This window comes from Ensifer sp. Root954 (assembly GCF_001429005.1).
In the GTDB taxonomy this organism is placed as follows: domain Bacteria; phylum Pseudomonadota; class Alphaproteobacteria; order Rhizobiales; family Rhizobiaceae; genus Ensifer; species Ensifer adhaerens.
In genome coordinates, this window is sequence record NZ_LMJM01000003.1 from 142,226 (window position 1) to 156,974 (window position 14,749).

Here is a 14,749-nt window from a genome sequence, read left to right on the forward strand (position 1 = left end):
CCCTACAATTGGATGCCATGCACCAGTCTCAGTCAAAACCAAGTCCCGCACTGTCGTTGTCGGATCTTCCCGCTCCCGATGTCGTCATTCGCCGGCTGAAACACCCCGGACGCTGGATCAGTGGCGGTCTCGTCATCCTGCTTCTGGCGGTGATCGGACGCGCCTTCGCCGTCGGGCAGATCCAGTGGACGGTGGTCGGCGAGTTTCTGACGGCCGGTGTCATCATCACCGGTTTCGGCTGGACGCTGCTCATTTCGGCCTGCGCGCTGGTGCTCGGCGTGCTGCTCGGCTTTGCCTTCGGCATCATGCGGCTCTCGGAAAACCCGATCCTGCGTTTTGCCGCCTGGCTCTATGTCTGGATCTTCCGCGGTACACCGGTGCTGCTCCAGCTTCTCATCTGGTTCAACATCGCGCTGATCTTTCCGAAGCTCTACATCCCAGGTCTTATTGACGCCCGCATGGTCGATGTGGTGACACCCTTCGTCGCCGCGGTTCTCGGTCTCGGCGTCAATGAAGGGTCGTACCTCACGGAAGTCGTGCGCGGCGGTATCGGTTCGGTCGACAAGGGTCAGAAGGAGGCGGCCCACACTCTCGGCATGACGCCCGGGCAGACGATGCGGCGCATCATCCTGCCGCAGACCCTTCGGCTGATCCTGCCCGTGCTCGGCAACAGCGCGATCGGCATGCTGAAGTTCTCTTCGCTCGCCGCCACCATCGCCATGGGCGAGATGCTGAACGCGGCCCAGCGCATCTACTTCATCAACGGCGCCGTCATCGAACTGCTGTTTGTCTGCGCCGTCTGGTATCTGGCCGGAACCACGGTTCTGTCCATCGGCCAGTATTATCTCGAACGCCACTTCGGCCGCGATGCCGCAACGACAACCACCGAACGCCGCTGGTTCAAAGCCTGGGCGCGTCGTCCGGCCGTCACGGGTGAAGCATGACACTTGCAGTTAAAGCGGTCGGTATCCGCAAGAGTTTTGGCAATCACGAGGTGCTGAAGGGTCTCGACCTGGACGTCGCCTATGGCGAGGTTCTCTGCATCCTCGGACCCTCGGGCAGCGGCAAGAGCACGTTCCTGCGCTGCATCAATCACCTGGAAACACCGAATGGCGGCTACGTGTGGGTGGACGGCGCGATCATGGGCTACGAGCTCAACCGCGGCGCGCTGCAGGAATTGCCGGTCAAGCGACTGCGCGCCCAGCAGAGCCAGCTCGGCATGGTGTTCCAGCACTTCAATCTGTTTGCGCACCGCACCGTGCTCGGCAACGTCACCGAGGGACCGATGGTGGTGCGCGGTCTCAGCCGCGCCGAGGCCGAAGCCCGCGCCATGGCCCTGCTCGAGCAGGTCGGCATGGCGGCCAAGGCATCGAGCTACCCGTCGCAGCTTTCCGGTGGCCAAAAACAGCGCGTGGCAATCGCGCGGGCGCTCGCCATGGAACCGCGCGTCATGCTCTTCGACGAGCCGACCAGCGCGCTCGATCCGGAGCTCGTCGGTGAGGTGCTGGAGGTGATGCGCAATCTGGCGCGCGGCGGCACGACGATGATCGTCGTCACCCACGAAATCGGCTTCGCAAGAGAAGTCGCCGACCGCGTCGTGGTGATGATCGACGGCGAAATCCGCGAGAACGGCGCACCTCAACAGGTCCTTAGCAATCCCGGTGATGCGCGTGTGCGCAGTTTTCTGAGCCGCGTGCTTGCCTGACGACAAGAGTTCAAAAAAGGGAGAACAGGAAATGAAACGATTGCTGCCGATGGCTCTGGCGCTTGCCTCCGCCACCTTCATCAGCCTTGCCGCAGGGGCTGCTGCCCATGCCGCCGACGAGAAGCTGGCCGCCGCCCTGCCGGATGCCGTGCGCGACACCGGCAAGCTGAACGTCACGATCAGCCTTGCCTATCCGCCGATGGAATACAGCGACGCCGGCTCGACCGAACTGAAAGGCTTCGACATCGATCTTGCCAAGGCGATCGCCGAGCGCCTCGGCCTGACGGCGGAATTCCAGAACGTCGAGTTCCCGCAATTGATCCCGCAAGTGGTCACCGGCCGCTCCGACCTGATTATGACCGCCTTCTCCGACAAGGTGGAACGCCAGACGCAACTGGACTTCATCGACTACTTCAAGACCGGCAACGTCTTCTATTCGACCGCCGACCACCAGGGTGAGATCAAGGCCGAGGCCGACCTCTGCGGCAAGACGGTTGCGGTCGCGACCGGAACCAGCTGGGTCACCTGGGCGGAAAACCTTGGCAAATCCATCTGCCCGGCCGACAAGCTGATCACCGTCATTCAGATCCCGACCCAGGCCGAACACATCATGCAGATCCGCCAGGGGCGTGCCCAGGCTTCCGTCATCGGCCTTGAAGGACTGCTCGACCTGATGAAGCAGGAGCCGGACAAATTCTACCAGATCGGTGAGGTTGGCGAGATCAACCACTACGGCATTGCCCTTGCAAAGGCCAACACGCAACTGCGCGATGCAATCAAGGGCGCGCTCGACGCCATGAAAGCCGACGGCACTTATGCACAGATCCTCGACCGCTACGGCTTGAAACAGGCGGGTGTCGAGGAGTTCAAGATAAACGGAGCCACGAAGTAACAGAACCGCGCCGGAGCCTGCCTTGACCCATCCCCCTATGCCAGACGCCTCAACCGCAACGGGCGAACGCCCTGACGATCGACTGTCGCGGCTGCGCCTCGATCTCTATTCGAGCGAGCAGCTTTACCGGCAGCTCTATCGGGCGCTGCGCGCCGCGATCCTGAGCGGCGACTTTTCCGAAGGTGAAGCCATTCCCTCGGAGAACCAGTTGCGCGACCAGTTCGGCATTGCCCGCACGACTGTGCGCAATGCGATGGCGCTTCTGGTTTCGGAGGGCCTCGTCCAGCAGGTTCGCGGCCGCGGCACAATCGTCTCGCACCGACCGATCAGCCACAACATCTGGAACTTCGGCAGCTTCACGGAGCTTGCCCGAAAACAGGGCCAGCGCCCGGTGACGCAGGTGCTGGAGCACCGGGCAGACAACGGCCAACTCGTGCTGGTGCGCGCCCGCGGGCTTGCCAACGGCGACAGCGTGACATGGCTGAACGTCGACACGTCCGAGCTCGATCTCGCCCTTTATCCCGGGCTTGATCGATACGACTTCGCGTCGCAATCCCTCTACGAGGTGTTGCGCCGCGACTATGACCGTCACCCCCTGCGTTCGGAACTGCTGTTGACCGTCGTGCCGGCTTCCGATCGCCTGCGGGAGGTCTTTGCCCCGGCGCAGGACGTGCCGGGCTACCTTTGCGCCAGCGGGGATGTGCTCGACGCGGACGACCGGTTGGTCGAGCGCACGTCGATCGTCTACTCGCCGGCAGTCCAGATGAAATTTGCAACGCGCTGGGGCCGCGAGACCGCGCCGCACGGCGTGCAGGAGACATGACATGAGCCGCTTCGGCGACACCTTTACCATCCAAAAACCGATCCTCGGCATGCTGCACCTTGCCGGTGACGGCGCTCAGGCCAAGCTTGCCCAGGCCGAAGAGGAAGCCCGCATCATGGCCGGCGAAGGCGTCGATGGGCTGGTGGTCGAGAACTATTTCGGCGATGCCGAGGATGTCGAACGGGTGCTAGAGCGGATCTTCCACCTCGACCTCGGAACGCGCATCGGTGTCAACGTCTTGCGCGACGACTCCCGCGCCTTCGCGCTCGCGCGGACCTATCCGGTCTCGTTCATCCAGGTGGATTCCGTCGCTGGCCACCTGCCGCCCGAAGCAGACGTCCCCTTTGCGACCGAACTTCAGACCCGCCGCGACGGTGTGACGGCCCTGCTCCTCGGTGGTGTCCGGTTCAAGTACCAGCCGGTCCTATCAGGCCGGCTGGAGGAGGAAGACGTGCGCATCGGTGCGTCGCGCTGCGACGGGCTGGTCGTCACCTCGGACGCGACCGGCCAGCCGACCGACTTGGAGAAGGTGGCGCGATTCCGCGCTGCGACCGGTGGCGAGACGCCGCTCCTGATCGGCGCCGGCCTCACCGAAGCCAACGCCACCGAGCAATTGGCTCAGGCCGACGGCGCCGTCGTCGGCAGCTGGTTCAAGCACGATCACAAGGACACCGGCCGGGTCGAAGCCGCCCATGTCGCAGGCTTGATGCGTGTCGTGCGCGCGATCAGGAGTGCGGCATGAACGTCGTCCACGCCCGGCCGGTGACCCCGGACAATTTTTCCCGCTACGGCCGGGTGTACGACCTGACCGGTGACACGGACGGCAAGGTCGTCTGGACTGTCGGCGACGGCTGGAACGACGGCTTTACGAAAACGCCGTTGATCGACGGCCGCGGTCATCTCGGCATCACCCGTGGCGGACAAGCGCCCTGGGACTGCCGCGCGATGGAGCGGCACCCGCTCACCGAAGAGGCGATCTTCTGTCTCGCTGAACCGGTTGTCCTTGCGGTTGCGCCGGCGTCGGATGGCGAAGCACCTGATCGCGACGAGATCGAAGCCTTCGTCATCGCGCCCGGGCAGGCTGTCGTCATGGATCGCAATGTCTGGCACGATGCCTGCCGCGGCGTTTCCGGCCCCGCACCCTATTACTGGATGGCCGTCTGCGGCCTCGGCGAAAGCCCATGGGTAGCAGTTTCGGGCGGTCCGATAAAGGTGTCGGCGGCAGCGGGCACGGGACTAACCTTATGACTGCATTCTTCATTGGCGATGTCGCCCTCGACGAATACTACACCGCCGACCGCTGGCCCGGCCGCGCCGACAAGGGCATGGTCAAGGAGCTTCCGGCCGAAGCCGGCGGCTCCATCGCCAACGCCGCCGTCGTGCACGCCGGTCTTGGCGGCGATACGCAGTTCATATCGCTGCTCAACGACAGCCCATTGTCCGAGCGCCTGATCGCCGATCTCAGGCAAAATGGCGTCGGCGTCGATCACATGCTGATCGATCCGGCCATTCCGGAATCGCGCAACTTCATCTTCCTCGTCGAGGGCGAGCACATCGTGCTCACCGTCGAGATGGGCGAGCAGCCGATGTGGCTTTCAGGCGCCAGTCTGAAAGCGTTGCGCCAGCCGGGTTACCTCTACACCACGCTCTATCGCGTCCGCCGTCTGCACGCCAAGACGCAAAACGGCGTTCTGAAGCAAGCCGATCTCCTCAGGGACCTGCATTCCAACGGGCGCCGGGCGATCTTCGATCTCGACGTCGGCGGCTGCACGCCCGAGGACATGCCCTATCTGACCGGCGCGGCTGTCGTCATCTTCAACCAGATCGGTTTCCACACCGCTTTCGGCCACGACGACATCAACCTCATCGGCGACTGGATGCGAGAGCACCAAATCGACCGAGTGGTGCGGACGCTGGCCGCCGACGGCGCGGAGGCTCGCAACCATGAAACGGTCTTGCGCGTGCCCGGCTTTACTTTGAAAGTCGTCGACGTGACTGGTGCCGGCGACACCTTTGGTGGAACGCTCACCTGGTGCCTGTCGCAGGACCAGAGCTTCGAGGAGGCGCTCGACTTCGCAGTCGCGGCCGCTTCGCGCGCCGTCACCATCCGTGGCCCGCGCGCAGGCAAGGCGACACCCGAAGATGTCCTTGCCTGGCGCCGGCGGCACCGCCACCAGGATCGCTGAACTGGCCTCATGGAGCGCACACGAACCGCAGGCCCTGCGGTTCTCCCGAACCATGACAAACACAAGCGTTTGGCCGATCACGGGGCGCACCTACCCGGATTTCCCGTCGCCGTTTGCATCGATCACGACGCGTACCGGCCCACCGTCTGGTCGTGCGGCATCGGCGGGAGGCCGGGCGCAGAAGGCCATCGAAGGTAGCACGCGGCGATCGAGCCGCAGGACACTCCTCGAGCCCGTTGGTGTGTCAGCTTTGCGATATCAGTTTGCTCGAAGGGCTGCGGCGATGGTCGCATATATCGTTTCGACCTCGTCCTTGCCGATCGTCAGAGGCGGCGACAAGACGATCGTGTTTGCGACCGGACGAATGAGCACGCCGCGTTCGAAGCAGAATTCATAGACCTTCTTGGCGAGTGTCTTGCCGACGGCGGCGTTTTCGCCAAGCTCGATGCCCGCAAGCAGACCGAGGTTGCGGATGTCGACGACACCGGGCAGCCCCTTCAGGCTGTGCGCACATTGCTCCCAGTGCGGTTCGAGCCTCGCTGCCCGCTCGAAAATCCCCTCGGAAACATAAACGTCCAACGCCGCCAATCCGGCGGCGGCCGCCAGCGGATGGCCGGAATAGGTATAACCGTGGGAGAGTTCGACCGTACCTGGTGCCGCCTTTGAGGTAATCGCATCGTAGATGCGATCGCTGGCAATGACGCCGCCCATCGGAACCGCGCCATTGGTCATGCCCTTTGCCACCATCAGTAGATCGGGCTTTACCGAAAAGCGGTCGGCCGCGAAAGCATGGCCGAGCCGACCGAAACCGGTGACGACCTCGTCGAAGATCAACAGGATGCCGTGGCGCGTGCAGAGTTCGCGCAGCCGCTCGAGATAGCCGACCGGCGGAACGAGAACACCGGTCGATCCCGCGACCGGCTCAACGATGACGGCAGCAATCGTCGATGCATCGTAGGTCGCGATCATCTGCTCAAGCGCATCGGCCAGCTCTGCCCCGTGCGGCGGCTGACCGCGGCTGAAGGCGTTCTTCGCCGGATCATGCGTGTGCGGCAAATGCACCGTGCCGGGCAAGAGCATGCCGAACTGCTTCTTGTGCGGGCCCATGCCCGCAGCCGACAGGCCGCCGAAACCGACGCCGTGATAACCGCGCTGACGCCCGACGATGCGCTGGCGCTGCCCTTCACCCCTCGCATGATGGTAGGCAAGCGCGATCTTGAGCGCGGTATCGGCCGCTTCCGAGCCGGAATTGGTGAAGAACACGCGGTTCATGCCTTCTGGCGCAATCGACGTTAGCCGGTTGGCATATTCGAAGACCAGCGGATGCCCGAGGCCGAACGAGGATGCGAAGTCCAGCCGCGCCGCCTGTTTCTGGATCGCCTCCACGATGCGCGGATGGCCATGGCCAACGTTGACGCACCAAAGCCCGGCGATAGCGTCCAGCAGGCGGTGGCCGCCGCTGGTGAAGTAGTAGAGCCCTTCGGCACGGGAGATGAATTCAGCATTCACCTTGAAGTCCCGGTTGGCCGTAAATGGCATCCAGTAGGCATCAAGGTTGTTCGGGCCGGGCGTGGTGAGCGTATCCATGGCATGTGGACCTTCTGTGAATGGGCAGGGCGCGCGCGAGGCGACGGCGACCAAGGTTCAAGCGGCAATTTCGTCGCGATAGGTCGGGTAGCTCTTGAAGCTCGGATTGTCGGCCGGCAGCACCGCGAGTTCCATTTCACCTGCCGCCGGCCGCATCACGATGGTCGCGACTGTCGCCGAGACATGGCCGCGGGACGAACGATGCGGCGGACGGCAGACGGCGTAGGGATAACCAAACTTGTCAGAAAGCGCGGCTTTGACCTCGGCGACGCCGATCTTGTCGGACTTTTCGAGAATGCGGCGAACGCGCCAGTCGCGGTAAAAACTGTCCGACCAGCTTGAATGAGCCTGCTCACGCAATTTCAGAAGCGCCGTTTGGCTCTGCCAATGGTTGGCATGCACGATGAGATCGTTTTCCGGATAGATGTTGAACGCTTCGTCCGGTGCGCATTCGAAGCTGACGGCAAAGCCATCCTTGTGGCTCACGATGATGTTGTTCGACGCCGACTTCCTCGTTCCGGCAACGGCACGCATGGCCATCGCCAGATGTTCCTGTTGCAGGACCATGCGCCGGATGAGTGCTAGCGGCACGCCGTCGCCGGCAAAGTCGCGGTCGCTCTCGAGATAATTTGCCGTGACGGCGATGCCCTTGTCGTTCATGCCGCTGCGTGCAAGGCCACCGGCCTCCGTGAACGTCTGATAGGACGGACCTTCATCCGGCTTGACGCGCAAGACGATCGCCGTCTCCGCGCATTCTGCCATCCAGTCCCAGTTCTGCGCGTGCACGAGCTCTCCCGTGGCGCTGCGCTCAGGCAGGACAACGACACCGGTGCAGCCGTCGCCGGAATGCTCAGCCCTCGCAGCCTGGGTCCTTCGTGCCCTCGCAAGGATCTCAGTACGGGCATTGATGAGGACGACGTGCTCGAACGGCAAGTCCGCACCTTCGGAGATACCCTTCATCTCCACCACGAAGTTTGGGTCGAATGCCTCGATGAGCGGTACATAGCCGGCAACGATCGACTTCAGGTCGTCGGGCAAGACCCCGAGCGTCGCAAGCCGACCAGCATACAGTTCGACGCTGCGACGCACACGGTCCTTCGCCTGCTGCCCATACTGACGCCCGCGCTCGAGCGGAGTTCCTGAGATCGAAACGAACGGAAACGGTGCGGCGGTCATCTGTCTTCTCTTTCACTCTATGTTGCGTTTTGTATGGTTAAAATGCACTATCACAAGGAATTGTCCAGAGGAAATCGAACAGCTATGTCAGAAGCGCACCCCAAAGACCGACCAGACCCTGGAGCCAGTTGATGAGCACGGTAAGCACCCCGAGCGCTTTGCAGATCGACATTGCCCGGCAGATCCTGCTTCAGGCACAAAAAGAAGGCTGGCGGGCAGGTCATCCGATTGTCGAGAAGACCCTGGCAACAATGTTTGGCGTATCGCGCACACCGATGCGGGCCGCTCTCGAAATCCTTGCGACCAAGGATCTCGTGCGCCTCATCCCCAACAAAGGCTTTGTCGCCGCCACCGATCTCGGCAACGGCACCTACATCGAGACATTCAGTGAGAGCGAAACGGAGCGCCTCAAGCAGCAGATCCTGCGCGACCGCTCTGTCGGCACCATTCCGCAGGAAGTGTCGGAAAATGAGCTGACGGAACGCTACGGCATTGCGCGCGGGACGATCCGCAAGGCGTTGACGCAATTATCCTCCCAGGGCCTCATTCACCGCCAGCGCGGCCACGGATGGGCGTTTGTCGATTCGCTCGACAGCGCAGAAAGCCTGGCCGAAAGCTATCGTTTTCGCATCGCGATCGAGCTTGCAGGCCTTGCCGAGCCGAACTACCGCGCCGATCCGGATGCGCTCAAGGCCCTCATTGCCGAACATGAAAGCATGTTCGACCAGATCAATGCCGCCGGCAGCATCAGCCGCGACAGCTGGTTAAAACTGAACGCCTCCTTCCACGAGACACTCGCCACCTGGTCCGGCAACCGCTTCATCCTGCAATCCGTGCGCATGCAGAACGACCTCAGACTGCTGCGCGAGTCCTCGGTATTCGATCGGCTCCGGCCCGAGCGCATGGAGAGGTCGCTGAAGGAGCACATCCAGATCCTCCGGTATATTGGCTCCGGCGAGATCGAATTCGCCCAGCTTGCGCTGCGGCGCCACCTTGAATCGACGCTGCAGAAAGTCGAGGACCGGATCCGCAGCGAAAGATAACGCCTGTCGAGAGCGCATTTACCCCCCTTTTGGGGAGGCCGAGAAGGTTTGCGATTTTTCGTATTGCATTATGATCAAACAAAAGGCACAGTTCGCTCAACCGGAAAACCGGGCAGACCACAAAGAGGAGAACTGAGGTGAACCGTAGACAGAGACTGGCCGCGTCGGCCGCAGCACTAGCGCTGACCTTGGCCTGCGGCCCGGCCGCAGCAGAAACGCTGAAAATCGCACTCAATGCCGACATCCGCAGCCTTGATCCGGGCGTCAACCGAGACGCCAACAGCGACGCCGTCGTGTTGCACATAGTCGAGGGTCTCGTTGCATATAGCGAGGACGCCTCGGTAAAGCCGCTGCTTGCCAAGGAGGTCGCTGTCTCGGACGACGACCTGACCTACACGTTTAAGCTCAGGGATGGCGTCAAGTTCCATAATGGCAACGTGCTGACTTCGGCCGACGTCGTCTGGAACTGGAACCGCTACATGGACGAAGCTACAAAATGGCGATGCCGCAACGACTTTGCCGCGGGCGGCGCCGCCCATGTCGTATCGGTCACGGCACCCGACGACAAAACCGTCGTCTTCAAGCTCGAAAAGCCGAACGCCCTCTTTCAGGCAACGCTTGCCAGAACCGACTGCGGCATGACCGGCATACTCGACAAATCATCGTTTAACGCCGACGGCTCGTTCAACGTGCCTGTCGGCACCGGTCCCTTCCGGTACAAAGAATGGCGTAAGGGCGAATTCATCGACCTCGAAGCCTTTGCCGACTACGCGGTACGCAGCGAAGAAAAGCGGGACGGCTACACCGGCGCCAAGCGTCCGCTTGTCGAGGCCGTCCGCTTCGCCGTCATTCCCGACCGCTCCTCCGCCAAGGCTGCGTTGCTCAATGGCGACATCGATATCGTACCGGACGTTCCCTATGCCGATGTCGAGGAGTTCAAGCAGAACGCCGATACCGCCGTTTCGCTGGCGACCAATCCCGGCATCGTCGCGCTCCTGTTGCAGACGCGCGATCCGCTGCTCAAGGACATGCGCATCCGCAAGGCCATCGCCATGGCTCTTGACACCAAGACCATGGTCGAGGGAATTACGCTCGGTCTCGGCAAGGCCAACAACTCGCTGATACCGCCGACCTCAAAATACCACTCCCCAGCCCAGACCCAGGGCTACAGCTACGATCCCGCGGCGGCAAAGGCGCTGCTGCAGGAAGCCGGTTACAACGGCCAGCCGATCAAACTCATCGCCAATACGCGCTACTCCAACACCTACGATGCGGCAATCGTGGCACAGGCAATGCTGCAGCAGGTCGGAATATCCGCGGAACTCGAAGTGCTGGAGTGGGCGGCACAACTCGACCGATATCAGAGCGGCAACTATACGGCGATGGTGTTTCCCTATTCGGGACGCTACGACCCCGCACTGACCATGGACTCCGTCATGGGCAACAAGGACAAGGAGCCGCGCAAGGTCTGGGACGATCCGGACGCGCAGGCCATGCTCGCCGACGCCGTGCGTTATTCCGACCCGGCCAAGCGCCAGGAGCTTTTCGACAAGCTACATGCGCGCTTCCTGGAAACCGTGCCCTTCATCATGCTCTATAACGGGCTCGAGGCTTCGGCCTACCAGAAACACGTCCAGAACTACGCGGCCTCGATCTTCTCCATGCCGAGGGCGTGGGAAGTCACGATCGCCGAGTAAGAGAGTTCGCTCGAGATGCTGCGCTTCATCCTTTCGCGGATAGGAATGGCCGTTCCGACGGTTTTCCTCGTCGCCGTCGTCGTCTTCTTCCTGATACGCCTTGTTCCGGGCGACCCGGCAGCATTGCTGCTCGGCGACATGGCGTCGCCGGAAAGTGTCGCTGCCTTGCGCTCGGACCTTGGACTCGACAAGAACATCCTGACGCAGTTTGCGATCTGGCTGACCAGCGTCCTGCAGGGCGATTTCGGGACGTCGATCACTACGAAGGAGCCGGTGACCCATCTCATCATCGAGCGTTTCAAGGTCAGCGCCGGCATCGTCCTCGTTGCCGTCGCCCTTGCCTCGCTGGTCGCCGTTCCGGCCGGCTTCATCGCCGCCCTCCGCCAGAACTCCAGACTTGATTTCACCCTTGTGTCGATCGCCGCGTTGCTTCTGTCGATCCCGACCTTCTGGCTCGGTCTCGTCATTCTGCTCATCTTCGGCCTCAAGCTCGGATGGTTGCCGGTGGTCGGCTACGTCTCCGTCGCCGAAGACCCGAGCCGCGGGCTGCTCTATGTGCTGATGCCGATCCTCACGCTCTTCCTACACGAGATCGGCGTGCTTCTGCGCATGGCCCGCGCCTCGGCGCTCGAAGTTCTCAGGCTCGACTACATCACTCATGCGCGCGCCAAGGGCCTGCCCGAGCGAACGGTGCTGTGGCGCCATGTGTTCCCCAACGCCTTTGCGCCGACGCTGACGCTGATCGGCCTGGTGCTTGGCAACATGCTCGGCGGTATCGCCGTCGTCGAAACCGTGTTCACTATCCCGGGTCTCGGGCGGCTCCTCGTCGATGCGATCTTCGGCCGCGACTATCCGGTCATTCAGGGATGCCTGCTCTTCATCGCGGTCATCTACGTGCTGGTCAACCTGATCGTCGACCTGTGCTACCCGCTCTTTGATCCGCGAGTGAAAATCACATGAAGACCCTTTCTGCCAATGCGCTGGTTGGCGGCCTGTTCGTCGGCGCCTTCGTGATCGTCGCCTGCCTGGGCTCCGTCTGGACGCCCTATGATCCGATGGCGCTCGACATGAAGGCACGCCTCGCCGGCCCCTCGGCCCGGCATCTGCTCGGCGCCGACGAATTCGGACGCGACGTGCTTTCCCGCTTGATGCTCGGCGCGTCGGCGAGCGGCATCGTCAGCCTTGCCACGGTCGCGATCGCAACTGTGCTCGGCACCGCGCTTGGCGCCATCTCAGGCTATGTCGGCGGTTGGACCGATCGGGTGCTCGTCGCCGTCACCAATGCCCTGCTCGCCTTTCCCGGCATCCTGCTTGCGCTTGGGCTGCTTGCGATCTTCGGCGCCAACAAATTCGGCATCGTGCTGGCGCTTGGCATTGCCTACACGCCGTCCGTAGCAAGGATCGTTCGGGGCACAGTGCTTTCGTTGCGGGAGAAGGAATTCATTGACGCCTCCCGGATTGCAGGCGATTCCGAGATCTACACGCTGCTGCGCCATATCCTGCCGAATTGCATCGCGCCGCTGACGGTCCTGACAACGTCGATGTTCGGGTGGACACTTTTATCTGAAAGCGCGCTTTCCTTCCTCGGCCTCGGCGTGCCGCCACCGGCCCCGACCTGGGGCAACATGCTGGCCGCTGCCCGCCCCTACCTCGCCCAGGCGACCTGGCTTGCAATCTTTCCGGGCCTTTGCATCTCCGTTGCGTTGCTCGGGATCAATCTGCTTGGCGATGCGCTGCGGGATAGGCTCGATCCGAAAATGAGAGGCACGCAATGACCCAGCTAGCACTCCTGACCGTCGAGCAACTCGTGCTCGGCACCTCGGCTGCGATGGCACCACCCGTCGTCGATTGCGTCAGCCTCACTCTTCGCGCTGGCGAACGCATTGGCATCGTCGGCGAATCCGGTTCGGGCAAGTCGATGTTGATGCGCGCTGTCATCGGCCTTCTGCCGCCCGGGATCGTCAGGCGCGGGGGCTGCGTCCGGTTTGCCGGCCGCGATATGAGCGGGCTTGCGCCGGACGACCTGCGTAAGCTGCGCGGCAAGAGCATCGGGCTCATCTTCCAGGAGCCGATGACCTCGCTCAATCCGGCGCTCACCATCGGCCGCCAGATGGAGGAAGGTCTGGCGCTGCACACGACAATGGACGCGTCAGCGCGTCAAAGCGCAATCCTGGCGATGCTGAAACGTGTCGGAATTGCCGATCCGGACGCAGCCGTCCGTGCCTTCCCGCATGAGTTTTCCGGTGGCATGCGGCAGCGCATCATGATTGCCTCCGTCATGCTGCTCGAACCGGCGCTCTTGATCGCGGACGAGCCGACGACCGCACTCGACGCCGTCGTGCAACGTGACGTGCTGGAACTGCTGCATGCGCTGGTCGAAGAGAAAGGCACCGCGATGGTGCTGATCAGCCACGACATGGCGATGGTGGCGCAATATACCGATCGCGTGCTGGTCATGCAGAAGGGTGTCTGCGTCGAGGAAGGGACAACGGCCGAACTCCTCCGCATGCCGCGGCACGACTACACCCGGAAACTTCTTTCGGCCCTGCCGCGCCGCGCGCCGGCGCGTGCAGTCGCACCGAATGCTCCGCTCGCCAGCGTCAGAAATATGAAGCTTGCCTACGGCAGCGGCACGGGCGCAAAGCCTGTCTTGCATGGCATCGATCTCGATATCCATCCTGGAGAGATCGTCGCGCTGGTCGGGGGGTCCGGCTCCGGGAAGACGACGCTTGGCCGCATCATCGCCGGGCTGCTGCAACCGGATGAGGGCACGCTTACCTTCCGCGGACAGGTGGTCAATCGCAAAAGCAGCGGCTTCGCCGACTACCGCGCCAATTGCCAGATGGTGTTTCAGGATCCCTACTCTTCGCTCGATCCGCGCATGCGGATCCGCGACATCGTGGCAGCGCCGCTCCGGCACGAAAAATCGATGCGCGCCGCAGACCGCCGTGCGCGGGTCGATGAGGTGCTCGCCGAAGTGGGTCTCGCTCCGCAATTCGCCGAGCGATTTCCGCATCAACTCTCCGGTGGGCAAAGGCAACGTGCCGCCATCGCCCGCGCGCTTGCTCGCTGGCCCGACCTTGTCATCGCCGACGAGGCGGTCTCAGCGCTCGACCTGACCGTAAAGGCCCAGATCCTCACCCTTTTGAGCAAACTGCAGCGAGAACAAGGTTTTGCATGCCTCTTCATCTCCCATGACCTGGGCGTCGTAGAGCAGATCGCCGATAGAGTTGTGGTCATGCACAAGGGCGTTATCGAAGAACAGGGCAGCCGCGACGAGATCTTCGACCGCCCATCCTCGGCCTATACGCGCAAGCTCCTGTCTGCCGTACCGATGCTGACCCCGGCGGCCGGCGGAGGCATCGATCTCGTCTGGCGCGCCGCTTGACGGGAGCTGCTCGCGCCACAAAAACTTAAGTCGTCGCGCCTGGCGCCTTCGGCTTGGGACCCGGTGGCCGCATCGCTTTCCAGTCAAGGTCGCCTGGCCAGGCGACCTGTTCCCCATTGACCTGATCCTACGGCATCGCGCTCAAAGCGGCGAACTTCATTCAGTAAAGGGTTTCCCATGGCTCACTATCCAGACATCCTGCTTCATATCGACGGCGCCTGGCGGCCGGCGCGTTCCGGCAAGACCATTCCC

14 protein-coding genes are annotated in these 14,749 nt (G+C 62.7%); 12 read left to right on the forward strand and 2 right to left on the reverse strand.

Features of this window, described 5'->3' with window-relative positions:
* The first annotated feature begins 17 nt into the window (after positions 1–17).
* The 7 genes from ASE71_RS04510 to ASE71_RS04540 are packed head-to-tail and all read left to right on the forward strand — an operon-like array spanning position 18 to position 5,606.
* The gene (locus ASE71_RS04510) at positions 18–944 is read left to right on the forward strand and encodes an amino acid ABC transporter permease (RefSeq protein WP_034803346.1); all 927 of its coding nucleotides are present in this window, start codon (positions 18–20) and stop codon (positions 942–944) included.
* Positions 941–1,705: an amino acid ABC transporter ATP-binding protein gene (locus ASE71_RS04515; RefSeq protein ID WP_060519003.1), complete on the forward strand. Its 765-nt coding sequence runs from the start codon at positions 941–943 to the stop codon at positions 1,703–1,705. Before ASE71_RS04510 ends, ASE71_RS04515 begins: the two co-directional genes overlap by 4 nt.
* Before the next feature lie 31 nt (positions 1,706–1,736).
* On the forward strand, positions 1,737–2,597 hold the full coding sequence (locus ASE71_RS04520; protein WP_060519001.1) for an ABC transporter substrate-binding protein: 861 nt from the start codon (positions 1,737–1,739) through the stop codon (positions 2,595–2,597).
* Positions 2,598–2,619: 22 nt separating this feature from the next.
* Positions 2,620–3,420 (forward strand): GntR family transcriptional regulator, encoded by an 801-nt coding sequence (locus ASE71_RS04525; protein WP_127890328.1) that lies wholly within the window; start codon positions 2,620–2,622, stop codon positions 3,418–3,420.
* Position 3,421: 1 nt separating this feature from the next.
* Positions 3,422–4,162, forward strand: a complete 741-nt coding sequence (locus tag ASE71_RS04530; protein ID WP_034803342.1) for a BtpA/SgcQ family protein — start codon at positions 3,422–3,424, stop codon at positions 4,160–4,162.
* Positions 4,159–4,668: an ureidoglycolate lyase gene (locus ASE71_RS04535; protein WP_051659646.1), complete on the forward strand. Its 510-nt coding sequence runs from the start codon at positions 4,159–4,161 to the stop codon at positions 4,666–4,668. Before ASE71_RS04530 ends, ASE71_RS04535 begins: the two co-directional genes overlap by 4 nt.
* Positions 4,665–5,606, forward strand: a complete 942-nt coding sequence (locus ASE71_RS04540; protein WP_060518997.1) for a carbohydrate kinase family protein — start codon at positions 4,665–4,667, stop codon at positions 5,604–5,606. The genes ASE71_RS04535 and ASE71_RS04540 overlap by 4 nt, the downstream gene beginning before the upstream one ends.
* 258 nt (positions 5,607–5,864) lie before the next feature.
* On the opposite strand, the gene ASE71_RS04545 is transcribed toward ASE71_RS04540, so the two are convergent.
* A complete protein-coding gene (locus tag ASE71_RS04545; protein WP_060518995.1) occupies positions 5,865–7,193 on the reverse strand; it encodes an aminotransferase class III-fold pyridoxal phosphate-dependent enzyme in 1,329 nt (442 codons plus the stop codon).
* Between the two features lie 57 nt (positions 7,194–7,250).
* The gene (locus tag ASE71_RS04550; protein WP_060518993.1) at positions 7,251–8,369 is read right to left on the reverse strand and encodes a C45 family autoproteolytic acyltransferase/hydolase; all 1,119 of its coding nucleotides are present in this window, start codon (positions 8,367–8,369) and stop codon (positions 7,251–7,253) included.
* 131 nt (positions 8,370–8,500) lie between these two features.
* On the opposite strand from ASE71_RS04550, the gene ASE71_RS04555 reads away from it, so the two are divergent.
* The 5 genes from ASE71_RS04555 to ASE71_RS04575 all read left to right on the forward strand — a co-directional run bounded on the left by ASE71_RS04555 (position 8,501) and on the right by ASE71_RS04575 (position 14,497).
* Positions 8,501–9,412, forward strand: coding sequence for a GntR family transcriptional regulator (locus ASE71_RS04555; protein ID WP_060518991.1), 912 nt, complete (start codon positions 8,501–8,503; stop codon positions 9,410–9,412).
* Positions 9,413–9,549: 137 nt separating this feature from the next.
* Complete coding sequence (locus ASE71_RS04560) at positions 9,550–11,109, forward strand: ABC transporter substrate-binding protein (protein WP_060518989.1); 1,560 nt, start codon at positions 9,550–9,552, stop codon at positions 11,107–11,109.
* Positions 11,110–11,124: 15 nt separating this feature from the next.
* Positions 11,125–12,069 carry an ABC transporter permease gene (locus tag ASE71_RS04565; RefSeq protein WP_034803329.1) on the forward strand — a complete coding sequence of 315 codons (945 nt, stop codon included), beginning with the start codon at positions 11,125–11,127 and terminating at the stop codon, positions 12,067–12,069.
* Positions 12,066–12,884, forward strand: coding sequence for an ABC transporter permease (locus ASE71_RS04570; RefSeq protein WP_060518987.1), 819 nt, complete (start codon positions 12,066–12,068; stop codon positions 12,882–12,884). Before ASE71_RS04565 ends, ASE71_RS04570 begins: the two co-directional genes overlap by 4 nt.
* The gene (locus ASE71_RS04575) at positions 12,881–14,497 is read left to right on the forward strand and encodes a dipeptide ABC transporter ATP-binding protein (protein WP_060518984.1); all 1,617 of its coding nucleotides are present in this window, start codon (positions 12,881–12,883) and stop codon (positions 14,495–14,497) included. The genes ASE71_RS04570 and ASE71_RS04575 overlap by 4 nt, the downstream gene beginning before the upstream one ends.
* The last annotated feature ends 252 nt before the right edge of the window (positions 14,498–14,749 follow it).

Excerpts from the sequence above, each read along its gene's own strand:
- ASE71_RS04530 (WP_034803342.1), top strand. The coding sequence starts at position 3,422 with ATGAGCCGCTTCGGCGACACCTTTACCATCCAAAAACCGATCCTCGGC.
- ASE71_RS04540 (WP_060518997.1), top strand. The coding sequence starts at position 4,665 with ATGACTGCATTCTTCATTGGCGATGTCGCCCTCGACGAATACTACACC.
- ASE71_RS04515 (WP_060519003.1), top strand. The coding sequence starts at position 941 with ATGACACTTGCAGTTAAAGCGGTCGGTATCCGCAAGAGTTTTGGCAAT.
- ASE71_RS04565 (WP_034803329.1), top strand. The coding sequence starts at position 11,125 with ATGCTGCGCTTCATCCTTTCGCGGATAGGAATGGCCGTTCCGACGGTT.
- ASE71_RS04545 (WP_060518995.1), bottom strand. The coding sequence starts at position 7,193 with ATGGATACGCTCACCACGCCCGGCCCGAACAACCTTGATGCCTACTGG.
- ASE71_RS04535 (WP_051659646.1), top strand. The coding sequence starts at position 4,159 with ATGAACGTCGTCCACGCCCGGCCGGTGACCCCGGACAATTTTTCCCGC.
- ASE71_RS04550 (WP_060518993.1), bottom strand. The coding sequence starts at position 8,369 with ATGACCGCCGCACCGTTTCCGTTCGTTTCGATCTCAGGAACTCCGCTC.
- ASE71_RS04575 (WP_060518984.1), top strand. The coding sequence starts at position 12,881 with ATGACCCAGCTAGCACTCCTGACCGTCGAGCAACTCGTGCTCGGCACC.
- ASE71_RS04555 (WP_060518991.1), top strand. The coding sequence starts at position 8,501 with ATGAGCACGGTAAGCACCCCGAGCGCTTTGCAGATCGACATTGCCCGG.
- ASE71_RS04520 (WP_060519001.1), top strand. The coding sequence starts at position 1,737 with ATGAAACGATTGCTGCCGATGGCTCTGGCGCTTGCCTCCGCCACCTTC.
- ASE71_RS04570 (WP_060518987.1), top strand. The coding sequence starts at position 12,066 with ATGAAGACCCTTTCTGCCAATGCGCTGGTTGGCGGCCTGTTCGTCGGC.
- ASE71_RS04510 (WP_034803346.1), top strand. The coding sequence starts at position 18 with ATGCACCAGTCTCAGTCAAAACCAAGTCCCGCACTGTCGTTGTCGGAT.